Raw genomic sequence first — 26215 nt, forward strand, 5'->3', positions numbered from 1 at the left:
TTTAGGAGGTTATGAGATTCATGATCACAAGGAAATGGTTCACCTCCCTTCTGTTCAGCGCGGTGCTGTTGGCTGGTTCGGCCCAGGCGGCAGCAGCGGCAGAGGGTACGACCGGGAACACCCCGGAGCCATCCGCCCCGTCCGGCAAGCATATTACGATTCTGCACACGAATGATATGCACGGCCGTGCGGTAGAAGCATCCCCTGAAATGGGATTTGCCAAGGTCACAGGAATCTTTAACCAATACCGCAGCAAAAATCCGGATACGCTCGTTCTTGATGCAGGCGATGCCGTACACGGTACGCCATTTGCCACGCTCGTTCAAGGCGAGAGCATCGTGAAGGTCATGAACGAAATGGGTTATGACGCCATGGTTCCGGGCAATCACGAATTCAACTACGGCTGGAAGCATCTCGTGGAACTCTCCAAGGAGTTGAAGTTCCCGATGCTGAGCGCGAACGTCATCCAGTCTGACGGCACTACCCTCTTCAAGCCTTACATAATCAAGGAAGTCGACGGCGTCAAGTTCGGCATAATCGGCCTCAGCACGCCAGAGACCGCATATAAGACGAACCCGACCAACGTCACCGGACTGAAGTTCGCCGATCCATCGACCGAAGCCAAGAAATGGGTGAACGAAATCCGCGGGCAGGTCGACGTCGTTGTCGTGGTTGGCCACCTCGGTCAGGACAAATCGAGTGTCGACACCAGCCTTAAGGTCGTTAAGGAAGTGCCCGGCATCGACATTTTCATCGACGGACATAGCCATACGGTTCTGGAAAACGGCCTAATGGCGGACAACAACACGCTGATCGCCAGCGCCGGCGAATACACGAAATATGTCGGCGTCGTCGATCTGTGGGTCGACAACCATAAAGTGGTGAAGAAAGAAGCCACGCTGATCGATGAGAAGGAAGCTGCCGATATCAAGGCCGACCCGAAGGTCGCCGATCTGGTCGCTTCCATCCAGAAGGAGCAGGAGCCGATTCTGAAGGAAAAAGTCGGCGAAACGCCTGTGAAGCTGGAGGGTTCCCGCGAGAAAGCGCGCACCGGCGAGACTAACCTCGGTGACCTGCTGGCCGATGCGATGCGCGATGTGAGCCAATCGGATGTGGCGATCACGAACGGCGGAGGCATCCGTGCGTCGATCGAAGCCGGCACCATCACCAAAGGCGACATCGTTACGGTTCTGCCGTTCGGCAACCAAATCGTGCAGCTGAAGGTTAAAGGCTCTGATATTAAGGCGGCTCTCGAGAACGGTGTATCCGATTATCCGCAGTCCAAGGGAGGCTTCTCCCAGGTTTCAGGGGTGACGTTTAAGATTGATACGTCCAAGCCGAAAGGAAGCCGCGTTCACTCCGTCAAGATCGGCGATAAAGCGCTCGATCTTGACGCCACGTATTCGCTCGCGACCAATGACTTTATGGCTGTCGGCGGCGACGAATACACGATGTTCACGAAGTATCCGCAAGCCGGCATGTACGGCGCCCTGGACGAAGCCCTGATCAACTATATCCAGCAGGGCAAGCCGATTCCGGAAGGACCGGCCGGTCGGATTACCGAAGGCCCTGCCCCTGCGGCAACGACAGCGCCATCACCGTCCGAACCTGCGCCAACGCCGGCCAAACCGGAAACGTCGGCGCCTTCGAAGCCGGCAGCGCCAGCCAAGCCGCAGCCTGAGGTCAAACCGGCCCCTGCTCCAGCCGCGAAGGTCTATATCGTCAAGAAAGGCGATACGCTGTACAGCATCTCGCTGAAATACGATACGACCTGGCAGACGCTGCGCGACCTGAATCATATCAAGAACGCCAACCGGATTTATCCCGGTCAGCAAATCAAGCTGCCTGCCTAACCTTGACGGCAACCTTAAGGAAGCTGCGAAACTCGGGAATGAAGCCCAGCATCCGGCTTCAAAGCATCATCTATCAAAACACAAAATCCCCTTGCCCAGAACGGGTAAGGGGATTTATCAATGATCTTATACCATTAAGCTTGAATTACAGCATCTGCTCCTTAATATGCGTCTCCGCAAACTTCGGAGGATTGAACCAGTCGCCGCTCTGCGCCCATGTCGGATCCAGCGGCACCCACTTGTTCTTTTCAGACAAATACACTTCATTCCAGGCATGCGGTCCATATCCGCCCTGGCCGTCATAGCCCTGGCCGGTGACCACCTTCACCTGCAAGCCCTGGGACCGGGCCATCACTGCATACAGTCTGGCATAATCGATGCAGACACCCTTCTTCGTGTTGAACGTATCCTGCGGCGTCTGTTCATGCCAAATGCCCCGCTGCTCGTAATCATCGACCTTGCCGTAATCGTACTGCACCCGGGTGCCGACCCAGTCGTACAATTTACGCGCCTTTTCCTCGTCGGTCTCCGCGCCCTTGACGATCTCGGCGGCGGCCGCCTCGATATCCGAAGGAATCGCGTGGTCGATCACCTCGTACTTGCGCTGCATGATGCCGTTCAGCTCTTTTTCGACAGCTTTCGTGAATACCGGAAGCTTGTCTTTTACCAAGTGACCCGACAACGGCTCGATGACCCGCTGCGCCCCTTCTTTATAGATCGGCGACGCCTCCACGTATTGGGTAAACGAGGTGTGCGGATACAGCGATACGTACACGAACAGCAGCGCGACGACGACGATACACCGTCCTGCCCCGATCAAGAGGCCGATGCACGCACCGGCCAATCGGCTCAGCAGCGAAGCGGAGGACTTCCCGCCCGGGTTAAAGAGCGCGCTGCTCCCGCCGAAGATCAGCACCGTTAACCAACGGATCAGGAAACGGATGATGCTGTAGCTCACGATAAAGATGACGGCAAACCGCATCAGCGGAAAATCGGCCATCGCCGTAATGAACGTATAGTAAATCTGCTCCCACATTTTCAAATCCCGGTTCGGGAGCTGGCTGGCATAATCGGCGAGCCATTCTTGAACTCTGGGTGATACCCACAAGGTAAAAGGAACCGCAAGCACCAGCCCCAGCAGAATAAAGACGCTTTCCCTCAGCAGGGACAGCAGCCTTCCCGCAGAGCGGGATGCGCCCCGGCTCCAGCCCTGAAGCAGGGACACCAGCAGGATCAGCAGCAGCAGGATGCTGATGATGTTAAATTCCTTAAGACTTTCTATCCATGATTGCAGCATAAGATGACCCCCTCCACGTTGGTGCATGGATTAAGTCCTTTATTTTCCATTTGAACCGCCCGCCTGGCTCTGGGATTCAGAGATAAACGATTTGACCGTGTCGTTGATCTTCCACTGCCCGAGGGGCACGCCGCGGAACGTGACATCCACTTTGTCGCTGCCCGTGGTTCCCTTCATTTCCAGGTTCGGCGTCGTGATCGTAAACGTTCCGTCCCCGTTGTCTGCATATTTGGCATCCTTGGCTTCCTTCATCATGACATCCATAGCCTCGTTCTTCAGCGTATCTACGGTCTCGTCCTTCACCGTCGTTACGACCTGATTGATCTGCTCCAGGGAAATGCCGCTGTATACGACAAGCGCCAGCACGATGATGATGACGAGCGCCCATTTGACCATCGTCTTGACCAGATTCAGGACGATAAACAGCACGACAAGGGCAATCACGATCACCAGCCAGTTTTGCTGCAGAAAATCGGACCATACCTGCATATCCATTTCAAAAACACACTCCCATCGACCTGAAGGGCTTAAGCCACCCTATCAAGTGATTTAGAAACTTCCATTCGATTATACATGATCCGGACATCGGCTGTCAGCCAGCCCTTAGACGGGGCTTTCCGTCGTTCCCGGGGCGTAGGCGCCTCCAATATCAAGAAATCCACAATCTGCCCGGCATACAGCAGTCCAGTCTTACGTAACCTGCAAAGCTATCGATTTGCCCGTCCCAAAAAAGAGGGTCTAAGCCGCCAAGTAGAAACGTACACGTAGATTGATGAACGAATGGTTGTCTCATCCGCGGGCCAACCCGTTCCACACCGAACGTACAGATGATGAATCTGCGAAAAAGGAGCTGCTCACGTGAAAACTGCTATTTGGCTGTACATGTTTTTGTTTCTCGCCTTCTTCGACCTTCACGCCCAGTACCCCATACTCACGCCATTCGCGGTCTCCTTGGGAGCAGCGCCGGTCTTTATCGGGTGGATGATGGGCATTTATGCACTCACCCATTTGCCCGGCAATTTGATTGCAGGTACGGTCATCGACAAGCACGGCAGCCGGCGCTATATCATTTTCAGCCTCGTATCGGCCGGTATCGTCCTCCTGCTGCAGGCGCATGTTCAGTACCCTTGGCAGCTGCTGGTCCTGCGGTCGATCAGCGGCTTTGTGCTGGCCTTCTTGTCGCCAGCCTGCCTTGCCCTGCTCGCTTCCCTGTCCAAAAACGAGGTGACCCAGGGCAAATATATGTCCGGTCATGGCGTAGTGCATACCCTGGCCTCGGTCGTGTCGCCGGCTGCGGGAGCCTTTATCGTGGCACATACCGGTTATTCGACAACGTTCCAGGGTCTCGGGTGGCTGCTGATTGCGACCGGGGTCATGGCGGTCTTCAGCGTTCCGAAACCGGTCAAGGCGATGACGGATGCCCATGGCGGTAATGAAGAAGCTCCAATGTCGTCCCCTGCCCCCAGCGTATCCTGGCGCTATTTTATCCTCCCCTTTGTCGTTTCCTGTTCCCAAGGGATCCTGTTCTTCGAACTGCCATTGCGCGATACCGGGGTGGAAGGCATTAAATCGACCGGCATCCTGTTTTCCGTCCTGAGCATCGGCGCCCTGGTTACGCTGAGCATGCTGTTTATCAACCGCTATTCACCCTACAAAAGGGTCATTGCAGGCGTTCTATTGATGGCTCTTTGCTTCTTTGGCATGGCCGCGTTTCCTCATGTGCCGCTGGTCGTTATCCTGTTTATTCTCGGTTCGGCAAAAGGCATCATCTTCCCTGGACTTGCCTCCATGTTTATTCAGCTCAGCGGCGGCAGCAAGCTGGGGAGGATCTTTTCGCTCCAGTCCATCGCCATGTCCATCGGCTCCTTTATCGGTCCGATCGCCGCCGGCCAGCTGAGAGGATCCGTGTCGCCGTACTACATCGCTTTTGTCCTCCTCATGGCGGGACTTATGATGATCCCCATCAACCGCAAGGGATCTGCGCTTCATCCCCATATGAACGAGAATCCGGTGTAGACATAAGCCTAAAAATCGAGAGATAGGCCCCTGCACAATAATTCCTGCACTCACCCACATAAGATGGATTGTGTTAACCGACCAGGAAGAAAGAGAGGTGATCTCGATGGGTCTGTATTCTCACTGCGGCTGTGGTCCTGTAGTAGCACCGGTGGCCGCACCTGCAACCAAGGTAGCTCCCGTGGCGGCAGCTCCGTGTGTGCCTTACAGTAACGTAGGCGTCGTACTGGTACTGTTTATCCTGCTTGTCATCATTTTGCGTGCATTCTGGTGCTAGAACGGCGATCTTCCCATATTAAACGGTCTGTCTACCCTGCTGGACAGATCGTTTTACTTTTTTTTGCATGGCTTGCCGAAAACAAGCTACACTAGAATTACCCGGACCTAAGCTTCAACATTTCCCGGGGAATTTCGAGACAAACATCCTTCTCTTAGTCCGAGGTGAGCCATCATGCCGATTTATATTATTGTCGAGGGAAAAAACGACCGCAGTAAGGTCCGCCGCCTGCTGGATCCCGAAATTCAAATTGTGTGCACATACGGAACGTTAAACACGACAAGGCTCGAGTCTTTGCGCAAAGAAATTAAGGACAGCGAGGTTTATCTGTTTATGGACAACGACAGCTCCGGCAAGAGGATTCGCGGCGTTCTCCGGGATGCCTTCCCGGATGCAGGCCACATCTACACAAGACGGGGATACCGGGGAGTTGAGGGCACACCGGATGAATATATCATTTCCCAGCTGGAAAAAGCGGGGCTTGAGGAATTTATCGTTTATCCCGATTCCTACACCGTATGGTCCAAAGATTAACGCAAAATAGCCCCACGAAGTGGAGCTTATGCTTCGATGCCGATTCCAGATCCTTTGCGGGGAGCCCGATACAAGGAAACTACTCCGCAAACGCTAAGTTGGTACTTTCTGATCTCTCACAAAAAAAGGCGCCTACCCATCCGGAGCATGCCGGGGATCTGGCGCCTTCCTGTTTGATTATTCCTTGGCCAACGCCTCAACGTCCTTCGCAAGGGATTCTGCCGTAACTTCATCCGTATTGTTGGCGTTATACAGCTTGCGGACCTGATTGTCCCGGTCGACAAGAGCAATAATGTTCGCATGGGAGAAGTTGTCCTTGTTGTCTCCCATAATGGCGATTTTGAACGACTTTTCGGCCAGATCGCGGATCTGCTGATCTTCGCCTCTCAGGAAGTACCATCCGTTGTAATCGACATTAAACTTGTCCCCGAACTCTTTGATCTTCTCCCGGGTATCTACCTTCGGATCGAAGGAGATCGAGACGAACTCGGCGTCTTTGCCGAAGGTTCCGTCCTTGACGAGCTGCTTCTGCGTCTGCGACAGCATGAAGGTCGTTACCGGGCATACGTCCGGGCAGCTGGTGTAGAAGAAGTAGAACAATCTGACCTTGCCTTTGGTATCGTCCAGGCTTACCGTTTTGCCATCCACATTTTCAAACGAAAAATCTCCGACCTGGCTGATAACCGGCAGCTTCTCTTTGCCAAATCCCATGGCGTTATATACCAGGTACCCTGCTCCAATCACGATCACCACCAGCAAAATCCATGTCCATTTGTAGCGCTTCAACATCGAATTCGTTCCCCTCTCCCTAATCACGATTCCTGCTGTCCCTTATGCCGGCGGACATCTTGATGCCGCCCTGCCTCCCCAGGACTACAGGCAGTAGTTTGTTATGTAACACTGACGCGGCCCATCCGCCCTGACGGCCGGGTGACCCGCTTGAGCCCGGGTGAACAGGCTTTCATTTCTTCCTTTTAAAAGAATCCCATGATTCCATGGGATTCTGGGTAAGAACTTAGTGAGTTGTGTTCAAAATCATTGCGATCAAGCTCAAGGTCAAGTAGTTTATCGAGAAGAAGAACGTTTTCTTAGCCCATGCTTCATCGTCTTTGGCGGTAAATCCCTTCAAGCCATAATACAGCCAGATCAGGGACAGCAAGAGCGAAATGATCATGAAGTAAATGCCCACATAGCCGTATGCATACATTAATACCGGTACCGGAACCAGCAATACCAGGTAAGGAATACATTGAATCTTGGTACGCTTAACGCCTTTGACGACCGGCAGCAGCGGGAATCCCGCCACTCTGTATTCTTCGACACGCCGGATGGCGAGAGCCCAGAAGTGAGGCGGCTGCCACAAGAACAGCATCGCAAACAGCAGAACAGCGCCCATATCGACCGTACCCGTTACGGCAACATAACCGATTACCGGCGGCATAGCCCCCGAAATCGCGCCGACGGAAGTACTCCAGGTGGACGTCCGTTTCAGCCACATCGTATAAACGACTCCATAGACGAACATACCGATAACCCCGAAGATGCCGGCCATAACCCCTGAAAAAATAAAAAGGTCAGCGAGTCCCAGCACACCTAGAATAAAGGCATACCAGAGTACAACTGCTGGCTTTATGCGGCCGGCCGGAAGCGTACGTTTACGCGTCCGTTCCATCTTCATATCCAGTTCACGATCATAATAATTGTTATAGACACAGGCGGAAGCCATAACCAGCATAGTTCCCAGTAGAGTCAGAATCATCTTGCCTATATGAATATCCCATTGGGATGCGACCCAGAAACCTGCAAATGCAGCAATTAAGTTAGACCGGAGAATACCGGGTTTAGTTAATGTGATAAAATCTTTCCAAGTTGCCGATGGATTGGGTGGCGTTTGATTGATGGAAAGCGCTGCGGAATCCGAAGGAGCTTGGTAAGTCAAGTGATTATCCACGCCTTAAGATCCTCCTTAGTTCTGTCATTATGGAGGAACTTGCCCTCCGCTATAAAGTTTATCATATCAAAAGGTAAAAGTGTTTGACAATCCTCTCCAAAATCATTCACCATTTTGACAATTTAGTGACACGTATTAGCGACACGTAATAGTATGGTCAAACACTAATAAATTCATCCAATATTGGGTAGTAACTATAGTGAGGCATTCTGCCGGAAAGGAAATCAGCTTCCGGGTTTGTTACAATAGAATAAAGAACAACAAGAAGGAGACATGGTAAATGGATACTGCCACACATTTTGTGATTGGACTCAGCCTGGCCGGTCTCGCCTACGTCGATCCGGCGGTTGCCGCGAGTCCCACGCTTGCCGCCGCGGTGCTGCTGGGCACTGTCATCGGTTCGCAGGCTCCGGATTTCGACGGCCTGCTGCGGTTCAAGAGCAATGCCCTCTATGTTAAAAATCACCGGGGAATTACTCATTCCCTGCCGTTTCTCGTCATCTGGACCGCTCTGATCAGCGGAATCCTGTCCCTTCTGTTCAGCGGTGTCCCATCCGGGCATATCGTGCTCTGGACCGGCATCGCCGTCTGTCTGCACGTGTTCAGCGATCTGTTCAACACGTACGGAACCCAGGCCTTCAGGCCCGTGACGGAAAAGTGGATTTCGTGGAACATCATTCATATTTTTGACCCGTTTATTTTCACGCTGCACGCCCTGGCCGTTCTGCTCTGGAGTACAGGAGCGGTACATCCTGCACCTCTGTTCACTGTCGTATATATCCTGACGGTGTTTTATTATATTTGGCGGACCGGCGCCCATTCGATGCGCACCCGGGAAGTGATGCGGCTGGATGAGAGCCGTAAGCCGGGAGAACGTTACTTCGTCATTCCGACCATTTCCTATAATAAGTGGCATGTCGTCAAGTCCCATCCGGACGGCAGCTATCAGATCGGCGTACTGAACGGGCATACCCTCGAATGGAGAAAGCATGCCGTCACCGAGTCCCATCCGGCGGTCGAGCATTCGCGGAAGCATCCCGATGTGGAAGCTTTCCTGTACTTCTCCTCCTTCGCGGTGGCCGAAGTCGAGCCGCTTCCCTGGGGCTATGTGGTCCGCTGGGCAGATGTGCGCTACCGGCACCGGAGACAGTATCCGTTCGTCGCTGTGCTCGTCATGGATAAAAATTATCAGCCGATCAATACTTACGTCGGCTGGCTGAGCTCCAAAAAAATGAACAAGCGGCTCTCCATCAATTCAGGCTGAGCGCCGCGGGGATTGCATAATAAAAAGGGGTCTGCGGAAAAATTCCGCAGACCCCTTTTTTACCGTAACGCCTTTTATCCTTCCGTCGTAATGTTTTTCAGCCGCCCCGCGTTCGGGAAACAGCCTGCCTCTTGACGGATGCTGCCGGATAAGAGAGAATCACGGTAGTTGCAAGACAAAGACCGAAGCACCTGTCGGCGCTCCGGACCCGAAATACTTTCCTGTATGGAACTATCTGCCTTGGCCGGAAAGTTGTTGCTCAGCCAATTGAACCAGACGTTTCGTAATGTATCCCCCGAGAGAACCGGTTTCACGGGAAGTGTAGTTGCCCATGTATCCGTCTTGCGGCATTTGAACGCCGAGTTCCTGAGCCGCTTCCATTTTCAATTGCTGCAGTGCAGCGTTTGCTTGAGGTACCACCAGATTGTTGGAACGAGATCTAGCCATTATAAGAGTCTCCCTTCAATTCTGCGTCTTATTGAAATGCAAGCTTGCAAGCTTAGTATGGCTCGCAGCGACACAGTTATACAAGAAAGTTTCTATATATGAAATGGAGGTTTTTGCCAATGAGTAAAGGCTTGTCTTTATGGTTTGCTGCCTCGTCCATCCTGCTTCTGATGGCATGCGCCGTCTCCATCAGCTATAACGGCTGGGTAGCCGTGCTGCTCGGCATTCTCGCAATTCTCAATATCGGGTGGGGCTTTGTGGTCAAAGCCCGCAAGAACCGGCTGGAGCAGCCCGATCACCGGTAAAGCGGCTAGTCATCGCTGCCGCCGGGGAAGTTATTTCTTGGCCGGGAGAAATCCCATTCTTTCTTTGACTTCGGCCACGGTGCGGGATGCCTTCTCCATGGCTTTGTCTGCGCCCTGCGCCAAAATATCATGAATTTGACCGGACTTGCGGATTTCGTCATATTTTTGCTGAAGCGGCTCGAGCGTCGCTACGATGACTTCTCCCAGGTCCTTTTTAAATCCGCCGTACATTTGACCTTCGTATTTATCTTGAATTTCCTGCAGCGACATGCCGGAGCATTGCGAGTAAATACTCATCAAATTGCTGATTTCCGGTTTTTCATCCGGTGCATAGCGGATTTCTTTTCCCGAATCGGTCGTGGCCCGGCTGATCTTTTTGCGGATGACATCCGGCGGATCCAAGAGGGCGATATAGCTTCCCGGGTTCGGATTGCTTTTGCTCATTTTTTTCGAAGCGTCGTCCAGCGACATAATCCGCGCGCCCACTTCGGGGATGTACGGTTCCGGAATGGTAAAATAGTCGCCGAAGCGGTGATTAAAGCGTCCCGCCAGGTCGCGGGCAAGTTCCAAGTGCTGCTTCTGGTCTTCGCCTACGGGAACCAGATCCGCATTGTACACCAGAATGTCTGCCGCCATCAGCGCGGGATAGACAAACAATCCGGCTCCTACGGAATCCTTGCCGGCCGATTTGTCTTTAAACTGGGTCATACGTTCAAGCTCGCCCATCGAGGTGAGCGTCGTCAGCAGCCATCCCAGCTCGGCATGCGGCGGAACATGCGATTGCATATACACGTTCGCCTTATTTGGATCAATGCCCGCTGCGATGAATAAGGCGGCTACCGCCTCGGACTGCTCCCGGAGCGCCTCGGGTTCCTGGGGTACCGTAATCGCGTGGAGATCGACGACCATAAAATTGCACTGATAGTCGTTCTGCAGTTTCACAAAATTTTTCATGGCTCCGATATAGTTGCCGAGCGTCAGTTTGCCGCTGGGTTGAATGCCGGAAAGTACGGTTTTCATCAACAATCCCTCCAACTTTAAAAATGGTAAAAACAAAAAAGGCCCCACGCCCGCAAGGGACGTGAGACCGTGGTGCCACCCTTATTTGCTGCAAGCCGCCCATGTGGAAACGACAACTGTCAGCCTTTCTGCTTCCGTAACGTGGAATCGCCGGCCGGTCTACGCAGGAAGTCATGGTTGCTTCCGTTCAACGCGGCACTCAAGGGTCCATTCGGCAAAATCGGCTCCACCGGTTCGCATCAACCACCGGCTTTCTGAAGGTTACGCCGTCTTTGCTTACTTGTCCCTGTCATCGTGTTTACATAATCATTGAAAGCCTTTTGCAATGCCTATGATAAAGCTCAGATCGTCGAATTGTCAAACCCCTTTTTTTACGAAACGCCATCAAATCTGTTATGATATGGGTTAGATATTTGAAGGCTAAATGAATTTAGAGGAAAAAGGAGCAACGATATGAAACAAGTGACCAAAGGGCAATGGAACGGATACGATACCTATATCCTGCATAGCCGTGAGCTTGAAGTCACACTGCTGCCATCGCTTGGAAACAATGTCATTTCCATTTTGGACCATACCCTAAATCGGCAGGTCGTTCGGAGACCTGATGACAACGATCTGGAATTCTACCTGCAAAAACCTTACCATTTTGGCATGCCGATGCTGATTCCCCCGGGACGGATCCGCGGCGGCCATTTTGAATACGAAGGCAGATCGTATCAGTTCGACCGGAACACTGCCGGTGACAACCATATTCACGGTCTCCACCGGACACAGTCCTGGAGAGTCAGCGATATCGAAGAAGACGAAGAAGGCTGTGCAGTGACCTCGGAGTTCCTGACCTCGGACGATCCACACTGGATGGAGCAGTTTCCCGCACCGCTGAAGCTGGAAATGACGCTTCGCCTTCAAGGGTCCAAACTGACCCAACACTTAAAGGTTACCCACATGGGGGACCATCCGATACCTTTCGGCATCGGTTTTCATACATGGTTTTTGCTTGACGGGCAGCCGGGAGAGTGGACGCTTACCCTGCCTGTAAGCGCGGAATACGCGCTGGATAAGGATTTAATTACGACCGGCGAGCTCCTCCCGCTAGGACCGCTCGATCAGCTCAATCAAGGACTCAATCTGGCCGGGACCAACTTCGACACGCCGCTCCGCATCGGGGAAGGACAGCCTGCGGAAGCCCTGCTGATGCGCAGTGACGGGTACGGACTGAAGTATTCGGCGGATCCGAAGTACTATAAGCATTGGGTTCTCTATACGAAAGGCGAAGCGGACGAGTTTTTGTGCATCGAGCCATATACCTGGCTGCCGGATGCGCCCAATCTTGCCGCGGGACCGGACCTGACGGGTCTGATCCGGATCGAGCCGAAGGCATCGGTCGAGATGGACCTGACGCTGGACATGGTCTATCCTTCTGAAGACCATTAAGCCGACTCCTTAGAATCAGGCATAGGAAAACGCGGATTTTCAAATTTACAAAATAACAGGGCTGCATGCTGCTTGAAGCGTGCGGCCCTTTTTGCGTTATCCTCTATTTACCAATTTATATCTCCCTTCTTGCTGCATGTTTTCAAATCTTTCGCACCATAATAACACCATAAAGTTCAAAGGAGGTGACAAACATGGGTATGGGTCAAGGTCAAAACCAAGGACGCGGAAGCCGCTCGAACAACCTGGTGGTTCCACAAGCTAACGCTGCTCTTCAACAACTGAAACTTGAAGCTGCACAAGAGCTTGGCGTTCAAATGCCACAAGACGGATACATGGGCAACTACACTTCCCGTGAGACTGGTTCTTTGGGAGGTTACATCACAAAACGTCTGGTACAACTGGCAGAGCAGCAATTATCGGGTCGTTCCGGCCAATAATCTGCATTTGTATACGTTGATATCATGATGCCGGGCCCGGCGCGAGCCGTCCCCGCCTACAAAAGGCAGCCTCTGGATTATTCCAAGGGCTGCCTTTTTCCAATTATAGATTTATAAAATTTTCAGCGGTGCTAACCATTCAATAATCGCAATAAAAACTTCCGCTAAGCCTGGTCTGTCTTCTGTGCTAATCAAACTATTCGGATATTCATGGATAAAGTCATACTACAAAAGCAAGAAGGGATGATAAAAATAAGTCCACGACGAACTACGACAATTCTGTTACTGTTTCAGGATATGTATGTCTCGGATACCGGATCATCAGGTTAGCCATGTTATAGTTGGATTCCAAGATGGCATCCACCGCAATGAGCCCCTGCCGGATCGTAAATTCGTAGCTGATTTCACCGTGAGTCCAATGGCGCTTGTATTTTAAACTTTCTAAAGCCATGAGACGAAAAGACGAGTACTGTACTGGAGTCAGTCCGGAATCCTGGGAATGAATTTCCCCGTTCCGTCCTTCCAGCGGATGATGCCGGATACCAAATTTACCAATGACATTATTTCGTATTTGCACAAACACCGTGCCGGATGATAGTCCTGACAGCTCTTCTTCCAGTTCCTTAAACACTAAATCCAATTGCCTTGCCAAAGATAACTGCTCGGTTTTGATCATCTTTTTCCCCCTCTCCAAAATTCGCCAAAACTCATAGGGCTTATGACTCATTATAAGACAGCATGTAGTATCATACAACAACATCAAACATAATTGGGTAATAATTCCTATTATTTTCGTTAAAGCAATTTTATTTTCGGCAACAAATCGCTATATTTCTGGTTATTTTGACAAAATGTGATTTCCCCAAGGTTATTCCAAGAAGAGCGCGAAAAACCACGAATCAACTCCATTGAACACTACCCCAAATCCATTTCGATAATCCCATCACCCTAAAACCAGTCGGCTTAAAGCGACTATCCCGGGCTAACATAAAACCTGAAAAGAAAAAAAGCCCGGGGGCATTTGAGCTTCCCCGGGCTGGCGCTACTCCCTATCATCGACAGACACCCTTAGTGCTTCGGGTCCAGTCGGAACCCTGCTTCCGCCCTTAGGTTCCAGACTGATCACAATTTGGTCCGGGTCCATAGCCCCGTATCCGTAATAATAACCTTTACCCTCGGGCATACCCGTCATCAGCATTCCCATGCTGACCGACCGCTGCTCATGCTGCAGCCATACCTGGTAGGCCTTTTCCTCCGGTGGCTGAAGACCTTCGATCACGATCAGCATCTCACCCGAATCCCGGTCGATCCACACGCCGCCCGATCCGTGAAGCGGTGGAACGGGCGGAATCCGGTACTGATCGTAATTGGCCGACTGCATCACAGCGATTTTGGATGTAAAAGCTTGATCGATAGAATCGGCGGACGGCATCTCCCGATGCTTGAAGGAGAACAGCCCGGCAACGACGCAGCCCGCAACAATCGCTGCCGCTGCGGCAGGTACAAGGTAACGCCGCCGGCGGACAAATCCTTTTTCCAGGGAACGGAGCCGGGCCAGAAGCCGCATTTTGCGGCCCAGACGGGCGGACGGGCCAGGAGCTGCGGAAGAGGCCGCGAACGGGCCAGCTACCTCACTGGGGGCCTGCCAATCCGCCTCTGATGCGGTTTTCTCTTCGGCACCCACGGCCCGTATCGGCGACTCGGGCAGCGGCGTGCTCAACGCTGCAGCGGTTGGCCGGCTCTCCAAAGCCGAGGCTGGCTCGCGCATTACCGAGCCGGCCAGCTCAACGGATTGCATCACCATCTCCCACTCGGCAAGGCGCTCCCTGCAGTGGGAACAAGCGGCGGCATGCTCCTCGACGCGGAGACGCTCCGGCTCATCCAGCTGTTTCATCGCGTAATCGACCAGCTTTTCCTCGGGCAGCTCCGCACAGCCTTCAGGATTATTGCTCCCATTTTCCCGAATGGACAACCGCATGCGGTTCACCTCCCTCGCCGGCCTGGGTAACTTGGCCCTGCTCCAATCTGCTGCGCAAATTCCTGATGCCGTAGCGGATCAGCGACTTCACGGTTCCGACCGGCTTCTGCATCTTCTCAGCCAGCTCGCGGTGCGTCAGCTCCATCATATAGCTCCCGTAGAGCGCCATTCGCTGCATGGGCGGAATGCTGCGCAGCGCCGCCCTCACCTGCTCCTGATCCAGATGCCGGAACGCTTCGAGCTCCGCCGATTCCAACGTCCGCTGCCAGCGCATAACGGCCGACTCTTCCTGCGTCCGCTGCAGGGCGGCCATCCGCTGCTTTTGCCGGAGGCGGTCCATCGCCCTGCTTCGGACACGAACCGCCAGCCACGCTTCCACACTGCCCCTTTCGGGATCGTAGTGCCCCGCTTTTTCCATCACTTCGATAAAAATTTCCTGACAGACATCTTCCGCTTCCACCCGGTCCTTCATCCAGTATTCCGCAAGCCGGTAAACCATCGGAGCAAACGCATCATAGAACCGGTCGAAAGCCGGAGCCGAGCCCTCTGCAATTTCCTTCAACCACGCTTCAGGACGGTCCTGCATGATGGAGTATCCCCCCTTATTCTCTTCATTCCCTTGATCCGGCCTTGCCCCCTGCACCCAAGGTCCCGAAGAGAGCGCTAGCCGCCATTTTTACAGCAACATTCTAGCAAAAGAATTTCGCGTTCGGACTCCCCTCTTCCGTGATTTTATCCCTTTTTAAGCAAATTTTTATCTTCTTTTAATCTTCCGGTAAATCCGGTGGTGGCTCTTCATTCGTATTCCAGATGATCACCAACACACTTGAGGAGGGTTCTGTTTCATGACACGTTTCTTGAGGATCATCACACATGCCGGCCTGGCGCTGATGCTCTGCATCGGCTTTCTGATCGCCAGCACGGGAAGTCCGGTCCATGCAGCCGGAGGTCTGACGCTGTACACTACCTACACTTCCATTTCCGTGCCCCCCGGAGAATCGCTGAATTACAGCGTGGAGCTGAAAAACAACTCCGGCAGCGTCATTACAGCCCCGATATCCGTTACCGATCTGCCCGAAGGCTGGACGGCTAAAATTTCAGGCGGCGGCTGGGACCTGAACGAAATTTCGGTCATGCCGGATTCATCGCAAACGATCTCCCTGGACGTGACGGTTCCGATGCAAATCGACAAGGGAACCTATCGCTTTACGCTGTCGGCGGGCAGCCTCGCGTCTCTGCCCCTTTCAGTCAACATCACGGAAAAGGGCACGTATCAAACCGAACTGACGACCGATCAGGCCAACCTGGAGGGACACTCCGACGCGACCTTTACCTATTCGGTGAACCTGTCCAACCGCACCGCCGAAAAGCAGACGTATGCGTTAACCGCCCAGGCTGAGAAGGGATGGGACGTAACATTTACGGCCGACAGCAAACAGGTCTCTTCCGTCGAAGTGGACCCGGGGGCTGACAAATCCATTACCGTTGATGTAAAGCCGGCTGAAAACGTGACGCAGGGTACCTTTAAAATACCGATCCGCGCTTCCAACCAGACAACGAATTCCGAGCTGGAGCTCGAAGCCGTCATCACCGGTAAATACAGCATGGAACTGACGACGCCAAGCGGATTGTTAAGCACCGACATTAAGGCAGGCGGAGATAAAACCGTGGAGCTGCTGATCAAAAATACCGGTACCGCCGACCTGACCAACATCAACTTCACCTCCACGGCGCCAACCAACTGGGAAGTCAGCTTTAATCCCAAAACGGTCGATAAGCTCGCCGCCGGCAAGTCCACCACGGTGGAAGCCAAATTGACCGCAAGCGACAAAGCCATCGCCGGGGACTATGTAACCGATATTACCGCCCAGGCTGCGGAATCTTCATCCAACGCCTCTTTCCGGGTCGCTGTCAAAGGCTCCGTCCTGTGGGGCTGGATCGGCGTGCTGATCATCCTGGTCATTTTAGGCGGCATCTATGTACTCATTCGTAAATACGGGAGGAGATAACGTTGGCGGAGACAGTCATCGACATTCAGCAGTTGACCAAAAGCTACGGCACCCATAAAGCCGTGGACCATCTGTCCCTTCAAATCCGCCGCGGGGAAATCTTCGGCCTGCTCGGCCCAAACGGCGCAGGCAAATCGACCACCATTCTGATGCTTCTCGGCCTGAGCGAACCGGACGGCGGAAGCATCAACGTGCTGGGGCTGGATCCGACGCGGCGGCCGATTGAAGTCAAACGCCGCGTCGGTTACCTGCCGGACGACGTCGGTTTTTACGAAGACTGGACCGGCCTTGAGAACTTAAAGCTGACCGCCCGCCTTAACGGCATTTCCGACAAAGAGGCGGAGGATCGTTCGCTTGATCTGCTGAAGGAGGTAGGGCTGCAGGATGCCGCCCATAAGAAGGCCGGGAATTACTCCCGCGGTATGCGGCAGCGGCTCGGACTCGCGGACGTCCTGATCAAGCGGCCGGAAATCATCATCCTCGACGAGCCGACGCTCGGCATCGACCCTAAAGGGATCGATGAGCTCCTCGGCCTGATCCACGGCCTCAGCCGGGACCAGGGCTTGACGGTGCTCCTCTCCTCGCACCAGCTTCACCAGGTACAGCAAATCTGCGACCGCGTCGGTCTGTTCGTCAGCGGCAGGCTGCTGGCCGAAGGAAACCTGGAGACGCTGTCCCGCGTCCTGCTGACCGATACGCCGCTCTTGATCACCGCCGAGGTGGACCGGGCGGATGATGCGCTGCTGGCTGACCTTCAGAGCGTGGAAGGGGTCAGCTCCGTTCGGATCGCGAGCGGGGATCAGGACTCGATGAGACCGGTGGAAGATCGGACGCGCCTGGAGATCGGCGTCAACGCCGACTGCAGTCCGGAGATCGCCCGGACGGTCGTCGCGTCGGGAGCGGCCCTTTACGGGCTGCAGCGCAAGGAATACGGCCTGGATGAAATCTACCGGCGATATTTTGCGGGAGGTGAGGAACTTGGAAGCAAGCGTTCTAAAAGAGCAGCTAAATAAAGCCTGGGACACGGTCAGCACCCCATTTAAGGACGGCATCGGCCGGCTGCGGGGCACTGCTCCCTCCGACCGGGAGCGGTTCAGCCGGGCGAATGCGAACCCGGCGGCATTCCGCGTCCTGGTGCGCAAGGAAATTTCCGATCATGTCCGGAGCTGGCGCTTCCTGCTGCTCCTGGCGATCATCTTCCTGACCTGCGTCGCCTCGCTGTATACGGCGCTGAACAGCCTGCAGGACGCTATCAAATCCACGGACGGCTACAGCGATTTCGTCATCCTGAAGCTGTTCACCACCTCCGACGGCACCCTGCCGTCGTTTATCGGATTCATCGGCTTCCTGGGCCCGCTGCTTGGCATCGGCCTCGGCTTCGACGCTGTCAACAGCGAGCGGAACAAAGGTACCCTGAGCCGCATCATGGCGCAGCCGATTCACCGTGACGATTTGCTGAACGCCAAATTTATCGCATCGCTCACCATCATCGGCTTCATGTTTCTCTCCCTCGGGCTGCTCGTGCTGGCCCTCGGTTTTCTGATCGTAGGACTGCCGCCGTCATTCGAGGAGCTGCTGAGAATCCTCAGCTTCCTGGTCGTCACGATCGTCTATATCGGATTCTGGCTGAACTTATCCATCCTGTTCTCGGTTAAGTTCCGCCAACCTGCCACATCGGCGCTGTCGGGTATCGCCGTCTGGCTGTTCTTCAGCTTCTTTTACGATATGATCCTGAATTTGATCTCCTCGGGCCTTGCGCCTAACAGCGACACGGCTTCGGTGGACGACATGGTCCACCATGTCAGCTTTATGCTCGGGCTGAGCCGGATTTCACCGTATACGCTGTTCAATGAGGCGACCTCGACGCTGCTGATGCCGACGGTGCGTACACTGGGTCCGCTCACGACGGAGCAGGCCTACGGCGCGATTGACAGCCCGCTCCCCTTCGGGCAGAGCCTGCTGCTGATCTGGCCGCAGGTCACCGGGCTGATCGCCCTGACGCTGGTCTGCTTTGCGATCTCGTACGTCATGTTCCTGCGTCAGGAAATCCGCGGACGGTCCTAACTCTATGCCCCGCTTGATGCACTTTGCGGAGGGCGGACATCTGACAAAGCGATTCCATGTTGCTTTTCCAAGCGCATAAGAATGCATTTAGCAGTCGTCTTCTTACGATGCGATATAACAAGTCCGCGTCTCCCAAACTAATGTATCATCAAAAAAGCAGTCCCTTTGGGGCGTAATGAACCCCAGGGGACTGCTTTTTGTGTGGCGTACTCTATTACATTTGTTCGAACCGTCCGGCTGGATTACACCAGATGGTCGGTCATGGCCAGGAACTGCTTGACATCCTCTGCCGTCAGATCCGCCGCGCTCTGCCAGAAATCGCGGCCCGTTAAATCGGCGTTCAGGTGCTTCTTCGCCAGCTCCTCCACCGTCATGACGCCAGTATCGCGCAGCAGGGCGTCGTATTTATCGGCAAAGCCCGCGCCTTCCTGAAGCGCGCGTGCATAGATGCCGGTGCTGAACATGTAGCCGAAAGTATACGGGAAGTTGTAGAACGGCACACCCGTAATATAAAAATGAAGCTTCGACGCCCAGAAATGCGGATGGTAAGACGACAGGGCATCGCAGTACGCTTCCTTCTGCGCTTCTTCCATCAGCGTGTTCAGCTCCTGAACGCTGAGCAGACCGCTCTTCCGTTTCTCATAGAAACGGGTCTCGAACAGGAAGCGGGCATGGATGTTCATGTAGAACGCGACGCTCCGCTGGATTTTGTCTTCAAGCAGAGCCAGCTGCTCCTGCTCATCGGCAGCCGATTTTACCATCGCGTCCGATACGATCATCTCCGCGAAGGTAGATGCCGTCTCTGCAACGTTCATTGCATACCGCTGGTTCAAAATCGGCAGCTCGTTCATCAGGTGTTGGTGATAGCCGTGTCCTAGCTCATGGGCCAGCGTCGAGACGTTCGACGCGGTTCCGCTGAACGTCATAAAGATCCGCGTCTCCTTGCTGAGTTTCAGCGAGGTGCAGAACCCGCCAGGACGCTTGCCAGGACGGTCTTCCGCCTCGATCCAGGACTTGTCGAAGGCCATTTCGGCAAAATTAGCCATGCGCGGGCTGAACTTGCGGAACTGCTCCACGATCGTTTCCGCCGCTTCCTGGTAAGAAATGGTGCCCGAAGACTTGCTGATCGGCGCTTCCACGTCCACCCAGCTCAGACGGTCCTGGCCGAGCAGCTTGGCCTTGCGCTCCATATACTGCAGCAGCATCTGTTTGTTGTCCTGTATGACATTCCACATGGCGTCCAGCGTCTCACGCGACATGCGGTTGATTTCAAGCGGCTCCTTCAGCACTTCGTCCCAGCCGCGGCGTCCGTACAGCTTCAGGCGGAATCCGCCGAGGTGATTCAGCGTATCCCCGCAGAAGTCGGCTTTGTCCGACCATGCCTGTTCCCACTTCACGAACATCGACTCGCGGGTCTCCTTGTCCGGACTGTCCAGCTTATTGGCCGCCTGCCCGGCCGACAACGACACGGTCTCGCCGTTTTCTTCAAACGGAATTTGGATATGGCTGACGATCGTATCATACATGCTGCTCCAACCATGATATCCATCAATGGCCAGATCGAGCGCGAGGCTCTCCATGTCCGGACTCATCATTTCGCGGGCTTGGTCGCGGCTTTCGCTAAGGACGAAGGCCAGCTGCCGCACCTGATCCCGGCCGATCCACTGCGCGAACGTCTCGTCATCGGTCGAGCGGAGAATGTGGTCAAAGTCGGTCATGATTCCACTAATGAGCGCCCGAAGGGCCGCCAGGCGGCCGCCCAGCTGAACGGCCTTCTTATCCTGCTGGTTCTGTGCCTGCAGGCAGCTGACGAACGCGCTGGCTTCGGAAAGGCGAGCAATCGTGCCCTGCAGAGCTTCAATAAACCCGTCAAACGACTCGGTCTCTTTTGGGCTCGCCGGCGCCTTGGCTGCCTTGATTTCGCCCTGAAGGCTCTTCAGGTCCTGCTCCAGGGAGTGAAGGAAGGTATCGAACTCGGCGGAAGCGGAGCCGCCCGGAAATACGGATTCAAGATTCCAAGTTAATTTCAGGTCTTTGTTCATGTTCGAATCACCTTTCTCATCATAAATTTTATTTTATTTGATTGGCCTCATGGTAAGGTGTATAACTATAAAGACGAAACCCTTATGTTTCTGCCTGGCAAAACGGGCTTATTCATACAGAGGAGGGATACTCACCATGAGACCATTGCAAATTTCACCGGAGACCGCCGTGAAACTATCCGAGAAGCTGGGGGTTCCCCTGGAACACCTGATGCATATGCCGCAGCATATCCTGCTGCAGAAGCTGGCGGAGCTCGCCAAGGAAGAAGCCGGCAAGCAGGACGGCGATGAAGGAACCAAATCATGATTCCGTTCTCGAGAACCTGGCCTTACGACAAAGTGATGGGCGATATCTATGTACATGAATGTCCGTTCTGTGGAACGAACAATGTGAGGCTGCCCCTTAAGCCGGCTGAGCTTCGCAGCATTCATGAAGGAAAGAAAAAGCTGCTCGTCTTTCCCTGCTGCAACAACAGACTCCATATCATTGACACGGACAACGATTATTTGCTGTTCGACCAGGATATTCGCTGATCGAACCGGCTGATCTGCTCCGGAAAGAAAACACGCAAAGGCATGCCGTGATGAACACGGTCTCCTTGGCGTGTTTTTACGTTCAGGCGGGATTCATCTCGCCCGGCAGCTCCATTCGCTTGTCCATCATCTCTTGCCGCAGCACGCCCCACTGCTCGCGTGAAGCGTGAATCATGGCTGAATCCACGATATGTTTATCATTGATGACTCTGGAGAACCACTTGACCGCCTGATGGTAATCGCCTGTCCGGCGATACAGTTCCCCAATCAAATAAAGCAAGCGCGCGTTGTTCGCTCCTACGCCTTCCAGCTCATACACCCGGATATAAGAATCCAGGCAGTATTTCAGAAAGCGCTGCTCCTGCTCCTCGTCGCCCTTATACCGGTAGAGCCAGGCAATATGGTGCAGAAGGCTTGCGATAATCCGATCCTTCTCTCCGATCGTCTGTGCGCACAACAAGGCGAGCTTGTAGGTCTCAAGCGCAATTTCCCAATCCCGGTGTCCGCTGTAGTCCCGTTCGATCCAGCGCTTGCCGATTTTCTCGGCAAACTGCTTCTTCTGCATATCGCTCAGCCGTTCCGTTGAATGCTCCGTAGACGCAAAACCGCACTTCGGGCATACCCTGACCACATAATAGTCGGGATTCTCGTTGTTATAATAAGCACAAAAATCCGCATCCGTACGCACGGCCTTCTTAAAGCTCGGACGCACCCGTGACGTGGAAAATTGATGCTCGCAATTACAGCATACTACATTAATGGAGTAAAGAGGTTCCAATGCCACATCCATACATTCCTTTCATGCCCAGTGTCCTCATCGCTGCTTGTCTCTTTCCGGGCCTTACGCCGCTGCTTACTCGAATAAATCATCAACATGCAAAGTACATATGATTTCCATTATATCAAAAACCAAAAACAAAATAACCCCACAAAGTGGGATCTGAGCTTTAAATTAGGGTCTCAAGTCCTCTGCATGAGCCTCGCGGAAGGACAAGTCCCTATGCACAAAAAAAGGCGCTAAACGTAAGTTTAGCACCTTAGGACATGTTCAGTAACTGCTCCAATCCTCTTCGCCGGGATGGACCAGTGATTCGCGAATGACATACACGAAGGCGCAGACAAGGAGACCGGCGACAATACTCATGTTCTCATCACTCCATCCATATATTTTAAACTTGAAATGAAGTTAGTTGTTGTACTGTATATTTTACCATATCTCCACCAAAAATACAGCACTTATTGTAAACGCTTTCCCAACTTTTTTGTACTGTTTGTCCGATGACATTCATAATATCTAGGAACATAGGTGTGATTCTCATGTCCCATATTCGGAAGGGAGGCTGCGAATTTGTCCGTAAAAAGGCTGGGTTTACCGCTCATGATTGCGTCTATGGCCGGATTGTTAGTGCTGATGCTGTGTTACCCCGGCCCTTATTTGGAATCCGCCCTGCGGGGCTTGGCCATTTGGTGGGACGTCCTGTTTCCGTCGTTATTTCCCTTCTTCATCATTTCCGAAATGATGCTGGGCTTCGGCATCGTTCACTTGTTCGGCACGCTGCTCGATCCGCTGATGAAGCCGCTGTTCCGCATTCCCGGAAGCGGAGGATTCGTAGCCGCGATGGGGTATGTGTCAGGCTATCCCATCGGGGCCAAGCTGACGGCCAAGCTGTGGGAACAGAAAATGCTCAACCGGGAGGAAGGCGAGCGGCTGGTGGCCTTCACAACGTCGTCGGACCCGATTTTTCTGATCGGCGCCGTATCGGTCGGTTTTTTTCATTATCCCAAAATCGCAACCATTCTGGCGCTTTCCCATTACGGCGGCGGTTTTCTGATCGGCCTCCTCATGCGTTTCCATGGCAAACGGGGCTCGGTGACCGAAATCCCGGCTTCCGGAGCCCCGGTTCGCGGCAGCCGGCTGCGGCGGGCGTTTAACGCTATGCATGAAGCCAGAATGAACGACGGCCGAAGCGTGGGCGAGCTGCTCCAGCAGGCGGTCGAATCTTCGCTGAAGCTTATTATTGTCGTGGGCGGACTGGTTGTATTCTTCTCTGTATTTTTAGAGATACTTACCGAAGCGGGGGTTATGGCGTTCTTCTATCGTCTGCTGGAAAATGGCCTGACGGCCCTCCAATTCCCTCCATCCCTCTCGGAAGCGCTCGTTGGAGGCTTATTTGAGGTTACCCTGGGCGCCCGTTCGGCGGGTGAAGCCGCCTCCTCCGTTCCGCTGCCCTTTAAAGCAGCTGCAGCAGCCTTTATCCTGTCCTGGGGAGGGCTCTCCGTGCACGCCCAGATCGCGAGCATTCTGCACGCCACCAATCTGCGCTATTTGCCGTTCATGATGGCGCGCTTGATCCATGGTTTTGTGGCTGCTTTCCTCGTTCTGTTTTTATGGGAACCGGTGATGGGACGTTATACCGATGCGCCTGCTTTCGCAAGCCAAAACTTCGGCTTTCTGGCCTCGGCCCAAGGCATCCGGGACTGCCTCGTCCTGTTGTGCATTCTGCTGGCCGGGATGACGGTGCTCTCCCTTCTGATCAGCTGGATTCAATCCTTGTGGCGCGGCGTTCGCCGGACCTCCTGATCACGGAACATGAAATGGACGTTGTGTTATCCTCCGATATTGTTTATGATTCTTATAAACCCATTACAAAGGAGCTTACACCCTTGAGATACTATGTTCTGGATCGCGGGGATCAGTTATCCGTGGATTTAAGCGAGCAGTTCCATAAGCTTGCGGCGCAACGGGGATTTCAGCTGGATGCCGAATCACCGGAGATTGTCATTTCCATCGGCGGGGACGGCACCATGCTTCATGCCTTTCATACGTTTATTGACCATATTCCTGACATTGCCTTCGTAGGGGTTCACACCGGACATCTGGGATTCTATGCGGACTGGAAAGCGGACGAGCTGCCGCAGCTGATCGAACTGATGAGCTCTGCGGCCAATTCGGGCTCCATTCGTCCGCGAATCGTCAAATATCCGCTGCTTGAACTTGAAATTCATAGAAAATCGGGCAACGCTTCCTATATCGCCTTAAACGAGTTCACCCTGAAAGGCGTCGACGGAACGGTAGTGGCCCAGGTGGACATCAACGACCAAACCTTTGAAATGTTCCGCGGCGACGGGATCTGCGTCTCCACGCCATCCGGAAGCACGGCATATAATAAAAGTCTTGGAGGCGCCATGGTGCACCCGACTATCGAGGCGCTGCAGATCGCAGAGATCGCTTCGATCAACAACCGCGTCTTCCGGACGATGGGCTCGCCCCTTCTGCTGCCCAAGCACCATCACTGCGACATTTTCTCCCGCAAAGAGCAGCGGCTCTTACTCTACATCGATCATGTCAACCTGCAGGTGGACGACCTCATCTCGGTTCGCTGCCAGGTCGCCAAGGAGAAGGTCAGCTTTGCGAGATACCGCCCGTTCCCGTTCTGGAACCGGGTACGGGAAGCTTTTCTGGGATAAATCAGCATCAAGAACTTTATATTGCAAAACAAAAAGCGGCTCCTATACGGAACCGCTTTTTGTTTTCTCTTTGGGCTGCGACTCCCGGCTCTTCTGCAGTACAAAGTACGCGCAGCCGAAGTTGCAGTATTCGTTAATGTAATCCATCATGCCGGAAATGGCTGTGTCTTTGGTTGCTTTGGGATGCTTATCCCGGTAAAACCCTTTAAGCCGGAGCTGACTGTAGCCCCAATCGCCGACAATATAGTCGTAGCGGTCCAGCACTTCACTGTATCGTTCACGAAAGGCTTCAAGGTTCCAACCGTCTTTATGATCTTTAAGCACCTCATAATTTTTTCCGCCGATCAGAATCAATGAACTACCCCTGCCTTTCTGCCTGAGGTTATCGTATAATGGCGCCTATTTATGCTGTGCAGCGGATTGTACCTGCTCATGGGCATGGTAGGAGCTGCGCACAAGCGGTCCGGATTCCACGTGGCTGAATCCCCGCTTCATGCCTTCTTCCTTCAGAGCGGCAAACTCATCCGGATGATAATATTTAACCACATTTAAATGCTGTGGAGAAGGCTGCAAATATTGTCCGATCGTCATAATGTTGCAATCCACGGCGCGAAGGTCGTCCATCGCCTGCAAAATTTCATCCCATTCTTCGCCGACTCCCAGCATGATGCTGGACTTCGTCGGAATGTTCGGCTGCATTTCCTTCGCTCTGCGCAGCAGCTCCAGGGAGCGGTCATACTTCGCTTTGGCGCGCACACGATTCGACATGCGTTCCACCGTTTCAATGTTATGGTTCAAAATATCCGGCTTCGCGTCCATTACGGTCTTCAGGGCGTCCCAATTGCCCATAAAGTCCGGAATCAGCACCTCCACGCTGCACAGCGGCAGACGCTTGCGGACAGCCTTGATCGACTCTGCGAAAATAGACGCACCTCCGTCGGACAGATCGTCCCGGGCCACACTGGTGATGACGCAGTGGCGCAGACCCATGTTCTCCGCCGCTTCAGCGACACGTTCCGGTTCCTGGAGATCCAGCTCCGTCGGTTTTCCTGTATTGACTGCACAAAAACGGCAGGCCCGCGTACAAATATCGCCGAGAATCATAAACGTGGCTGTACGATTGGCCCAGCATTCATATATGTTAGGGCAACGTGCTTCTTCACATACCGTGTGAAGGGTCTTAGAGCGCATCATGCTCTTGATTTCCTGGTAATTGTCACCGGTTGTCAGTTTGATGCGAATCCAATCCGGCTTTGGCTCCTTGATGGTATTCGTAGGCAAT

At 53.6% G+C, this 26215-nt stretch carries 27 protein-coding genes and 1 pseudogene; 15 read left to right on the forward strand and 13 right to left on the reverse strand.

Features of this window, described 5'->3' with window-relative positions; genetic code table 11:
* Positions 1 to 20 precede the first annotated feature (20 nt).
* The gene (locus K2F33_RS02635) at positions 21 to 1853 is read left to right on the forward strand and encodes a 5'-nucleotidase C-terminal domain-containing protein (RefSeq protein ID WP_263880948.1); all 1833 of its coding nucleotides are present in this window, start codon (positions 21 to 23) and stop codon (positions 1851 to 1853) included.
* A gap of 145 nt (positions 1854 to 1998) precedes the next feature.
* On the opposite strand, the gene K2F33_RS02640 is transcribed toward K2F33_RS02635, so the two are convergent.
* Complete coding sequence (locus K2F33_RS02640; protein WP_163882505.1) at positions 1999 to 3150, reverse strand: transglutaminase domain-containing protein; 1152 nt, start codon at positions 3148 to 3150, stop codon at positions 1999 to 2001.
* Positions 3151 to 3189: 39 nt separating this feature from the next.
* Complete coding sequence (locus tag K2F33_RS02645) at positions 3190 to 3645, reverse strand: hypothetical protein (protein WP_263880949.1); 456 nt, start codon at positions 3643 to 3645, stop codon at positions 3190 to 3192.
* Positions 3646 to 4008: 363 nt separating this feature from the next.
* On the opposite strand from K2F33_RS02645, the gene K2F33_RS02650 reads away from it, so the two are divergent.
* From K2F33_RS02650 to K2F33_RS02660, 3 genes are all read left to right on the forward strand, one after another.
* Positions 4009 to 5166 carry an MFS transporter gene (locus K2F33_RS02650; protein ID WP_212970527.1) on the forward strand — a complete coding sequence of 386 codons (1158 nt, stop codon included), beginning with the start codon at positions 4009 to 4011 and terminating at the stop codon, positions 5164 to 5166.
* 106 nt (positions 5167 to 5272) lie between these two features.
* Positions 5273 to 5443, forward strand: coding sequence for a hypothetical protein (locus K2F33_RS02655; RefSeq protein WP_163882325.1), 171 nt, complete (start codon positions 5273 to 5275; stop codon positions 5441 to 5443).
* Positions 5444 to 5617: 174 nt separating this feature from the next.
* The gene (locus K2F33_RS02660) at positions 5618 to 5977 is read left to right on the forward strand and encodes a toprim domain-containing protein (protein ID WP_076175114.1); all 360 of its coding nucleotides are present in this window, start codon (positions 5618 to 5620) and stop codon (positions 5975 to 5977) included.
* Between the two features lie 177 nt (positions 5978 to 6154).
* On the opposite strand, the gene K2F33_RS02665 is transcribed toward K2F33_RS02660, so the two are convergent.
* Together K2F33_RS02665 and cyoE are read right to left on the reverse strand one after the other, a co-directional pair.
* Positions 6155 to 6766 (reverse strand): SCO family protein, encoded by a 612-nt coding sequence (locus K2F33_RS02665; protein WP_076175116.1) that lies wholly within the window; start codon positions 6764 to 6766, stop codon positions 6155 to 6157.
* A 226-nt stretch (positions 6767 to 6992) separates the two neighbouring features.
* On the reverse strand, positions 6993 to 7928 hold the full coding sequence (gene cyoE, locus K2F33_RS02670; protein ID WP_076175118.1) for a heme o synthase: 936 nt from the start codon (positions 7926 to 7928) through the stop codon (positions 6993 to 6995).
* 280 nt (positions 7929 to 8208) lie between these two features.
* On the opposite strand from cyoE, the gene K2F33_RS02675 reads away from it, so the two are divergent.
* Complete coding sequence (locus K2F33_RS02675) at positions 8209 to 9192, forward strand: metal-dependent hydrolase (RefSeq protein WP_116231829.1); 984 nt, start codon at positions 8209 to 8211, stop codon at positions 9190 to 9192.
* Positions 9193 to 9423: 231 nt separating this feature from the next.
* On the opposite strand, the gene K2F33_RS02680 is transcribed toward K2F33_RS02675, so the two are convergent.
* The gene (locus K2F33_RS02680; RefSeq protein WP_076175122.1) at positions 9424 to 9639 is read right to left on the reverse strand and encodes an alpha/beta-type small acid-soluble spore protein; all 216 of its coding nucleotides are present in this window, start codon (positions 9637 to 9639) and stop codon (positions 9424 to 9426) included.
* 119 nt (positions 9640 to 9758) lie between these two features.
* On the opposite strand from K2F33_RS02680, the gene K2F33_RS02685 reads away from it, so the two are divergent.
* Positions 9759 to 9944 (forward strand): hypothetical protein, encoded by a 186-nt coding sequence (locus K2F33_RS02685; RefSeq protein ID WP_212970526.1) that lies wholly within the window; start codon positions 9759 to 9761, stop codon positions 9942 to 9944.
* A 30-nt stretch (positions 9945 to 9974) separates the two neighbouring features.
* On the opposite strand, the gene trpS is transcribed toward K2F33_RS02685, so the two are convergent.
* Complete coding sequence (gene trpS, locus K2F33_RS02690) at positions 9975 to 10964, reverse strand: tryptophan--tRNA ligase (protein ID WP_076175126.1); 990 nt, start codon at positions 10962 to 10964, stop codon at positions 9975 to 9977.
* A gap of 453 nt (positions 10965 to 11417) precedes the next feature.
* Between trpS and K2F33_RS02695 the strand changes: the two genes are divergently transcribed.
* On the forward strand, positions 11418 to 12398 hold the full coding sequence (locus tag K2F33_RS02695) for an aldose 1-epimerase (RefSeq protein ID WP_263880950.1): 981 nt from the start codon (positions 11418 to 11420) through the stop codon (positions 12396 to 12398).
* Between the two features lie 200 nt (positions 12399 to 12598).
* Positions 12599 to 12838, forward strand: coding sequence for an alpha/beta-type small acid-soluble spore protein (locus K2F33_RS02700; RefSeq protein WP_076175232.1), 240 nt, complete (start codon positions 12599 to 12601; stop codon positions 12836 to 12838).
* A gap of 268 nt (positions 12839 to 13106) precedes the next feature.
* Here K2F33_RS02700 and K2F33_RS02705 read toward each other — a convergent pair whose 3' ends face one another.
* The 3 genes from K2F33_RS02705 to K2F33_RS02715 all read right to left on the reverse strand — a co-directional run bounded on the left by K2F33_RS02705 (position 13107) and on the right by K2F33_RS02715 (position 15402).
* On the reverse strand, positions 13107 to 13514 hold the full coding sequence (locus K2F33_RS02705) for an O-methyltransferase (protein WP_076175130.1): 408 nt from the start codon (positions 13512 to 13514) through the stop codon (positions 13107 to 13109).
* A 366-nt stretch (positions 13515 to 13880) separates the two neighbouring features.
* Positions 13881 to 14816 (reverse strand): anti-sigma factor, encoded by a 936-nt coding sequence (locus tag K2F33_RS02710; RefSeq protein WP_263880951.1) that lies wholly within the window; start codon positions 14814 to 14816, stop codon positions 13881 to 13883.
* Positions 14782 to 15402 (reverse strand): RNA polymerase sigma factor, encoded by a 621-nt coding sequence (locus tag K2F33_RS02715; RefSeq protein ID WP_076175134.1) that lies wholly within the window; start codon positions 15400 to 15402, stop codon positions 14782 to 14784. Before K2F33_RS02715 ends, K2F33_RS02710 begins: the two co-directional genes overlap by 35 nt.
* Positions 15403 to 15661: 259 nt before the next feature.
* Here K2F33_RS02715 and K2F33_RS02720 point away from each other — a divergent pair, with 259 nt between their 5' ends.
* The 3 genes and pseudogenes from K2F33_RS02720 (at position 15662) to K2F33_RS02730 (ending at position 18889) form a co-directional block, all read left to right on the forward strand.
* A complete protein-coding gene (locus K2F33_RS02720) occupies positions 15662 to 16825 on the forward strand; it encodes a COG1470 family protein (protein ID WP_089549887.1) in 1164 nt (387 codons plus the stop codon).
* A gap of 59 nt (positions 16826 to 16884) precedes the next feature.
* Positions 16885 to 17838: pseudogene (locus K2F33_RS02725) on the forward strand (ABC transporter ATP-binding protein); the annotation flags it as partial.
* Positions 17804 to 18889, forward strand: coding sequence for an ABC transporter permease (locus tag K2F33_RS02730; protein WP_412973963.1), 1086 nt, complete (start codon positions 17804 to 17806; stop codon positions 18887 to 18889). The pseudogene K2F33_RS02725 and the gene K2F33_RS02730, both read left to right, overlap by 35 nt.
* A 242-nt stretch (positions 18890 to 19131) precedes the next feature.
* Here the strand turns inward: K2F33_RS02730 and K2F33_RS02735 are convergent, their stop codons facing one another.
* Positions 19132 to 20931: a M3 family oligoendopeptidase gene (locus tag K2F33_RS02735; protein WP_263880953.1), complete on the reverse strand. Its 1800-nt coding sequence runs from the start codon at positions 20929 to 20931 to the stop codon at positions 19132 to 19134.
* 136 nt (positions 20932 to 21067) lie between these two features.
* On the opposite strand from K2F33_RS02735, the gene K2F33_RS02740 reads away from it, so the two are divergent.
* Together K2F33_RS02740 and K2F33_RS02745 are read left to right on the forward strand one after the other, a co-directional pair.
* Positions 21068 to 21238, forward strand: coding sequence for a YycC family protein (locus K2F33_RS02740; RefSeq protein ID WP_076175142.1), 171 nt, complete (start codon positions 21068 to 21070; stop codon positions 21236 to 21238).
* On the forward strand, positions 21235 to 21465 hold the full coding sequence (locus tag K2F33_RS02745) for a hypothetical protein (protein WP_076175144.1): 231 nt from the start codon (positions 21235 to 21237) through the stop codon (positions 21463 to 21465). The genes K2F33_RS02740 and K2F33_RS02745 overlap by 4 nt, the downstream gene beginning before the upstream one ends.
* 82 nt (positions 21466 to 21547) lie before the next feature.
* Here K2F33_RS02745 and K2F33_RS02750 read toward each other — a convergent pair whose 3' ends face one another.
* Entirely contained in the window at positions 21548 to 22249 is a 702-nt protein-coding gene (locus K2F33_RS02750; RefSeq protein ID WP_263880954.1) for a DUF2225 domain-containing protein, read from the reverse strand.
* Positions 22250 to 22813: 564 nt separating this feature from the next.
* On the opposite strand from K2F33_RS02750, the gene ylbJ reads away from it, so the two are divergent.
* Together ylbJ and K2F33_RS02760 are read left to right on the forward strand one after the other, a co-directional pair.
* Complete coding sequence (ylbJ, locus tag K2F33_RS02755) at positions 22814 to 24046, forward strand: sporulation integral membrane protein YlbJ (RefSeq protein WP_076175148.1); 1233 nt, start codon at positions 22814 to 22816, stop codon at positions 24044 to 24046.
* An 83-nt stretch (positions 24047 to 24129) separates the two neighbouring features.
* Positions 24130 to 24933: an NAD kinase gene (locus K2F33_RS02760; RefSeq protein WP_076175238.1), complete on the forward strand. Its 804-nt coding sequence runs from the start codon at positions 24130 to 24132 to the stop codon at positions 24931 to 24933.
* 42 nt (positions 24934 to 24975) lie between these two features.
* Here K2F33_RS02760 and K2F33_RS02765 read toward each other — a convergent pair whose 3' ends face one another.
* Together K2F33_RS02765 and lipA are read right to left on the reverse strand one after the other, a co-directional pair.
* Positions 24976 to 25287 carry a YutD family protein gene (locus tag K2F33_RS02765; RefSeq protein WP_076175150.1) on the reverse strand — a complete coding sequence of 104 codons (312 nt, stop codon included), beginning with the start codon at positions 25285 to 25287 and terminating at the stop codon, positions 24976 to 24978.
* A 45-nt stretch (positions 25288 to 25332) separates the two neighbouring features.
* Positions 25333 to 26214: a lipoyl synthase gene (lipA, locus tag K2F33_RS02770; RefSeq protein ID WP_234489770.1), complete on the reverse strand. Its 882-nt coding sequence runs from the start codon at positions 26212 to 26214 to the stop codon at positions 25333 to 25335.
* Position 26215: the final 1 nt, after the last annotated feature.

Source organism: Paenibacillus sp. PSB04 (assembly GCF_025809195.1).
Taxonomy (GTDB): Bacteria; Bacillota; Bacilli; order Paenibacillales; family Paenibacillaceae; genus Paenibacillus_AQ; species Paenibacillus_AQ favisporus.

Excerpts from the sequence above, each read along its gene's own strand:
- K2F33_RS02655 (WP_163882325.1), top strand. The coding sequence starts at position 5,273 with ATGGGTCTGTATTCTCACTGCGGCTGTGGTCCTGTAGTAGCACCGGTG.
- K2F33_RS02685 (WP_212970526.1), top strand. The coding sequence starts at position 9,759 with ATGAGTAAAGGCTTGTCTTTATGGTTTGCTGCCTCGTCCATCCTGCTT.
- K2F33_RS02660 (WP_076175114.1), top strand. The coding sequence starts at position 5,618 with ATGCCGATTTATATTATTGTCGAGGGAAAAAACGACCGCAGTAAGGTC.
- K2F33_RS02680 (WP_076175122.1), bottom strand. The coding sequence starts at position 9,639 with ATGGCTAGATCTCGTTCCAACAATCTGGTGGTACCTCAAGCAAACGCT.
- K2F33_RS02700 (WP_076175232.1), top strand. The coding sequence starts at position 12,599 with ATGGGTCAAGGTCAAAACCAAGGACGCGGAAGCCGCTCGAACAACCTG.
- K2F33_RS02635 (WP_263880948.1), top strand. The coding sequence starts at position 21 with ATGATCACAAGGAAATGGTTCACCTCCCTTCTGTTCAGCGCGGTGCTG.
- K2F33_RS02715 (WP_076175134.1), bottom strand. The coding sequence starts at position 15,402 with ATGCAGGACCGTCCTGAAGCGTGGTTGAAGGAAATTGCAGAGGGCTCG.
- K2F33_RS02745 (WP_076175144.1), top strand. The coding sequence starts at position 21,235 with ATGATTCCGTTCTCGAGAACCTGGCCTTACGACAAAGTGATGGGCGAT.
- K2F33_RS02640 (WP_163882505.1), bottom strand. The coding sequence starts at position 3,150 with ATGCTGCAATCATGGATAGAAAGTCTTAAGGAATTTAACATCATCAGC.
- trpS (WP_076175126.1), bottom strand. The coding sequence starts at position 10,964 with ATGAAAACCGTACTTTCCGGCATTCAACCCAGCGGCAAACTGACGCTC.
- K2F33_RS02645 (WP_263880949.1), bottom strand. The coding sequence starts at position 3,645 with ATGGATATGCAGGTATGGTCCGATTTTCTGCAGCAAAACTGGCTGGTG.
- K2F33_RS02720 (WP_089549887.1), top strand. The coding sequence starts at position 15,662 with ATGACACGTTTCTTGAGGATCATCACACATGCCGGCCTGGCGCTGATG.
- K2F33_RS02710 (WP_263880951.1), bottom strand. The coding sequence starts at position 14,816 with ATGCGGTTGTCCATTCGGGAAAATGGGAGCAATAATCCTGAAGGCTGT.
- K2F33_RS02735 (WP_263880953.1), bottom strand. The coding sequence starts at position 20,931 with ATGAACAAAGACCTGAAATTAACTTGGAATCTTGAATCCGTATTTCCG.
- K2F33_RS02740 (WP_076175142.1), top strand. The coding sequence starts at position 21,068 with ATGAGACCATTGCAAATTTCACCGGAGACCGCCGTGAAACTATCCGAG.
- K2F33_RS02675 (WP_116231829.1), top strand. The coding sequence starts at position 8,209 with ATGGATACTGCCACACATTTTGTGATTGGACTCAGCCTGGCCGGTCTC.
- K2F33_RS02695 (WP_263880950.1), top strand. The coding sequence starts at position 11,418 with ATGAAACAAGTGACCAAAGGGCAATGGAACGGATACGATACCTATATC.
- K2F33_RS02705 (WP_076175130.1), bottom strand. The coding sequence starts at position 13,514 with ATGATCAAAACCGAGCAGTTATCTTTGGCAAGGCAATTGGATTTAGTG.
- K2F33_RS02665 (WP_076175116.1), bottom strand. The coding sequence starts at position 6,766 with ATGTTGAAGCGCTACAAATGGACATGGATTTTGCTGGTGGTGATCGTG.